This is a genomic window from Proteiniphilum sp. UBA1028, assembly GCF_002316955.1.
Classification (GTDB): domain Bacteria; phylum Bacteroidota; class Bacteroidia; order Bacteroidales; family Dysgonomonadaceae; genus Proteiniphilum.
In genome coordinates this window covers 87,364-92,681 of record NZ_DCEN01000040.1, presented here as the reverse complement: position 1 = coordinate 92,681, position 5,318 = coordinate 87,364, and the positions used below count along the sequence as shown (strand labels likewise).

4 protein-coding genes are annotated in these 5,318 nt (G+C 35.4%); all 4 read left to right on the top strand.

The features are described from left to right. Window positions 1-1,595, top strand: a 1,595-nt coding sequence (locus tag B3Z75_RS06915; protein WP_294069052.1) for a site-specific DNA-methyltransferase, incomplete at its 5' end; no start/stop codon positions are given. 12 nt (window positions 1,596-1,607) lie between these two features. Beyond that, window positions 1,608-2,993, top strand: a complete 1,386-nt coding sequence (locus B3Z75_RS06910; RefSeq protein ID WP_019538869.1) for an AAA family ATPase — start codon at window positions 1,608-1,610, stop codon at window positions 2,991-2,993. 2 nt (window positions 2,994-2,995) lie between these two features. Beyond that, complete coding sequence (locus B3Z75_RS06905; RefSeq protein ID WP_019538868.1) at window positions 2,996-3,667, top strand: DUF4276 family protein; 672 nt, start codon at window positions 2,996-2,998, stop codon at window positions 3,665-3,667. A gap of 16 nt (window positions 3,668-3,683) precedes the next feature. Beyond that, window positions 3,684-5,318: DEAD/DEAH box helicase family protein (locus B3Z75_RS06900; protein ID WP_294069046.1), on the top strand; the 1,635-nt coding region annotated here is incomplete at its 3' end.

Here is a 5,318-nt window from a genome sequence, read left to right as displayed (position 1 = left end):
AAGTATTGCAAAAAAGTTATTTCGGCAAAGTGAAAATGATATACATTGATCCTCCATACAATACGGGTAATGATAGTTTTATTTATCCTGACCGTTTCTCGGAAACTAAAGAAGAGTACCAAAAACGTGTAGGAGATAAAGATGATGAAGGATATATGACAAGTGAAGGGATGTTCCGACGCAACAGTCGAGAGAATGGGCAATACCATAGTAATTGGCTCAATATGATGATGCCACGCCTTTATTTAGCGAAAAACTTGTTGCAAGAAGATGGGGTGATTTTCATTTCCATTGACGACAATGAAGTCCATAACCTCCGATTGTTGATGAATGAGATTTTCGGAGAGGAAAATTTTGTTGGAGAGTTGATTTGGAAAAGTAGGCAAAATAAAGACAATAGAAATATTACAGGATTATCTATTGATCATGAATATGTACTATGCTATTCAAAATATAATGACGGAAGAAAACTTAATGGATCTGAAAGAAAAACAGAGCAATATGCAAACCCTGACAATGATTCGAGGGGTGATTGGGTAAGTGGTAATATGGTTGGTTTATTAGGTGAGGATTTAAGACCAAACTGTCATTATGATTTAATTAATCCTGAAACTGGAATTAATTATGGTAAACCCAAGTTAGGTTGGAGATACGATAAAAAAACAATGTCAAGATTGATTGAAGAAAAAAGGATTATATGGCCTGATAGTAAGGACGGTCGTCCGAGAAGGAAAGTTTTCCTTAATGAGTTGAACTCTGAACTGCCAAATTTTACTTCAATAATTGGAGAAAAGACTTACACAAGAGATGGGACAAAGGAAATCGATGAGTTATTTAATTCAAAATACTTTGATTTTCCAAAACCTACGACATTAATTGGAGAGTTAATTAAACAGGGTACAGATTGTCGGGGAAACGATATTATTCTTGATTTCTTCGCTGGTAGTGCTACTACGGCCCATGCCGTAATGCAACTCAATAAAGATGGCGGTAACCGTAAGTATATTTGTGTTCAAATGCCTGAACCTTGTGAAGAGAAAAGTGAAGCATATAAAGCTGGTTATAATACAATAGCCGATATTGCCAAAGAACGTATCCGCCGTGCCGGGAAAAAAATACAGAGTGAAATTGCCGAAGAAAACCGGAAAAATAAAGAAAAACTTGATTTCGACAAATCAAATGAAGAGATAAAATTGGATACTGGTTTTAAAGTATTCAAGCTATCCGTGAGCAACTTCAAGCAATGGAGACAATCCCCACTTCATAATTCCGAAGAATTAACAGACCAACTAAAATTATTTATCGACCCTATTGCAGAGAATGCGATAATTGAAGATATGGTGTATGAACTTTTGCTGAAAAGTGGGAAAGACTTGAACAGTCGGGTAGAAAATAACGATGGTTATTATTTAATTGACAGCAACGAACTGGCATTTATTCTGGAAAAGGTGAATGAACAGATAATCTTGGAGGTGTTGAGCGAATACCCTAAAAAAGTTATTGCTCTTGACCGTATTTTCAATGAAAACGATCAACTTAAAACCAACACCGCCCTACAAATGAAAGATGCCGGAGTGGAGTTTAAAACGATATAATTTTTAATAATCATGATAACTTATATTGAAATAAATGGGTTTAAATCATTTCATAACTTTGAAATGGAGTTTACTCCTTTGACTATCATTGCGGGAACTAATGCGTCAGGGAAAAGTAATCTTTTTGACGCTTTGATGTTGTTATCAAGTTTAGCTGAGACCGATAATATAAAAAAAGCTTTCAGAGAACAAAGGGGAGAATTTATAGAATTGTTTTCACAGTATGGGGAGAACAATTATGCTCAAGAAATGAATTTCAGTGTTGAGATGTTAGTGAATAAAAATATCACGGATGCATGGGGAAATAAAAAAATGTTAAAATATACAAGACTTCGTTACGAATTGAGTGTAAGGCGATTCACTAATGAGGTAGGTATGGAAGATATTGAAGTATCTCATGAACATCTTGTTAATTTGAAGCACCAGAATGATAAATGGATTAAGATTATTCCTTCGGAATACAGGGAGTTATGGCGTCCCAAAGTAATTACAGGGAAAAGAGGTATTCCTTATATTGATACTACTGTTGAAAATAATATACCAACAGTAATAGTACCTCAGGACGGTACAACAGGGAATAAACGAAGATTTCCTCTCAAAAATGCAACTCGTACTGTTTTAAGTAGTTTTGATACAATTGATTTTCCCCATGTTCTAGCCGCCAAAGAGGAAATGAAAAGTTGGAGATTCCTTCAATTGAATCCGGAGGATCTACGAAAACCTACAGATAAATCTAATGGAGAGGATTTTATAACACAAAGTGGAAAAAATCTTGCAGCTGCACTCAACAGAATTACGCTCAAAAACGAATATAGTCTTGGAGAAATTTCAAGAAAACTTCAATCATTTGTTCCAAATTTCATTGAAGTAAAAGTAATAGACGATAAGGAAAATAAGCAATTTATTATTAAGCTTATAGACAAGGATAACAAAGAATATAGTTCAAGAGTCCTTTCAGAAGGCACTCTACGTATATTAGCTCTTTGCATTTTGGAACAAGACGAGCAATTTACAGGTTTGTTGTGTTTTGAAGAACCTGAAAATGGAATTCATCCTTTCAGAGTAAATACAATGGCCGCTCTTTTAAAGGACTTAACAAATGACTTTACAGATGACGAATTGCCACTTAGACAGGTAATAGTAAATACCCATTCTCCTATTTTAGTGAGCAATGCATATAAATGGGAGACAGATAATAACGTAAGTATATGGTATGCAGAACTAATTAATAGAATAGCAGATATTAATAGAGAAAGAATGAATATAAGTATAACCAGCATATTACCGGTAGTAAAAGAACAAGATTTTCAATTGAGTCTACCTTGGACTGAAATACAAAAGAAGATGACTCTTACGACTGTAAAAGAATATTTGGAAACGAAAGAAAATTTACAATAATCATGATTCAATTATTTGTAGGATTAATAGCTGAAGGAACGACTGATTATCTTTTTCTTGAACCAATCATAGAAAAGGTATTGCTTGATATTGCATATGATTGTAGAGGACAGGTAGATGTTGATGTGAAAAAAATCGAATGCGATAAAGGCAGGGGTTTCACAGATTATGTTTTAAATGCAGCTCAAAAAGGAAAAGAAAACTATATATCTATGTTTATTGTACATACAGATGCGGATGCGGATTCTGCTTGCCATACTTATACGCATAAAATTAATCCTGCAAAAACTTTACTAGAACAGAAAGAAGATAGTGGTTATTGTAAAAATTTGATTGCTTTAGTTCCAATACAGGAAACAGAATCTTGGATGTTAGCCGATAAAAATTTATTCATAAAAACTATTGGAACAAAAAAGAATGAAAATGAATTAAATCTAAATGGGCATCCTGAAACGTTCAATAATCCTAAAGAAAGAATAGAAAATGCAATACGTATAGGACGCCAGAATCTACCTAAAAAGTTGAGAAATTCTTTAAAAATTATAGATTTATATTCTTATTTAGGTCAAGCTATGAAGATTGAAAATCTTGGCACATTCAAATCTTATTGTGATTTCAATAACAATGTGAGACGAGAGTTGATTAAACTTAATCTTCTTTCAGAGAATCAATAATATACTCTAAATTCCAATGAAACTCCACTTTGAGCCTAATCTTCAGTATCAACTTGATGCGATAAATTCGATTATCCGACTTTTTGAGGGACAGCCAATGAATGATTCTACTCTGGAATTTGGGGTAGAAGAAGAAAGTACGTTAAATTTTATCGATGGAATTGCTAACCGTCTAATACTCTCAGAGGAGCAAATTTTAAAGAATCTGCAAACAGTGCAGGAAGATAATCAAGTTTCGGTTGTGAAATTTTTGGACGGAATGAACTTCTCGGTTGAGATGGAAACTGGAACGGGAAAAACCTATGTATATCTTCGCACCATTTACGAGTTATACAAACAATACGAGTTTAAGAAGTATGTTATTGTTGTTCCGTCGGTTGCCATACGCGAAGGTGTACTGAAAAACTTGGAAATCACCCACGAGCATTTCCAAAATCTATATGATAATGTTCCGGTGCATTTTCGTATGTACGACAGTGCTAAAATATCTTCGTTGCGCGGATTCGCAACCGGCAATAATATTGAGATTTTGATTATCAATATCGATTCCTTTGCAAAAGACGAAAATATTATCAATAAGCCCAACGACCGCCTGAACGGACAACTCCCCGTCGAATTTATCCGTGCCGCCAATCCCATCGTGATTGTGGACGAGCCGCAAAACATGGAAACCGACAAGCGCAAAAAAGCGGTTGAGAATCTGAATCCGCTTTTTACATTACGTTATTCTGCCACCCATCGCAATCTGTATAATTTAGTTTACAGTCTGAATCCGGTAAAGGCTTATGATTTAGGCTTGGTAAAACAAATTGAAGTAGATTCGGTCATCGAAGAAAACTCTTCGAACGATGCCTTCATATCGGTCGAATCCATTACAGCAGCTAAAACTAAGGTTACAGCGAAAGTAATGATAAACGTAAACGACAAAAATGGTGTATCAAGGAAAACGGTCAATGTGAGAGCGGGTGACGATTTGTACCGTCTGTCCAATGAGAGGGAAATCTACCGAAACGGCTATATTATCGAAGAAATTGATGCTGCGAACGGTTGTATCACACTATCGAACGGGAATATTCTCTACAAAGGTGCAATACAGGGGGGATTGACTGATGAAGTGATGAAATTCCAAATGCGAAAAACTATAGAAGAGCATTTGAAGAAAGAATTAAAACTAAAATTAAAAGGTATAAAAGTACTGTCGCTGTTTTTTATCGACCGCGTCGCGAATTATCGGGAATACGACCAAAACGGCAATCCCCTGCAAGGAAAATTTGCTCGATGGTTTGAAGAAATTTATACGGAGTTGATTGCTAAACCCGTTTTTAAATCCCTTGATAAATACCCGCTTCAGGAAATTCACAACGCTTATTTTTCACAAGATAAAAAAGGGAGATTGAAAGATACTTCCGGAGAAACACAAGCTGACGACGATACGTATAACCTTATTATGAAGGATAAGGAAAAGCTCTTGAATATCCATAATCCGCTCCGTTTTATCTTTTCACACTCTGCCTTGCGTGAGGGATGGGACAATCCGAATGTCTTTCAAATATGTACGCTCAACGAAACAAAGTCAGAAATGAAAAAACGGCAGGAAATAGGTCGTGGACTACGCTTAGCTGTCGATGCTGAAGGACGACGTATTTATGAC

Excerpts from the sequence above, each read along its gene's own strand:
- B3Z75_RS06905 (WP_019538868.1), top strand. The coding sequence starts at position 2,996 with ATGATTCAATTATTTGTAGGATTAATAGCTGAAGGAACGACTGATTAT.
- B3Z75_RS06910 (WP_019538869.1), top strand. The coding sequence starts at position 1,608 with ATGATAACTTATATTGAAATAAATGGGTTTAAATCATTTCATAACTTT.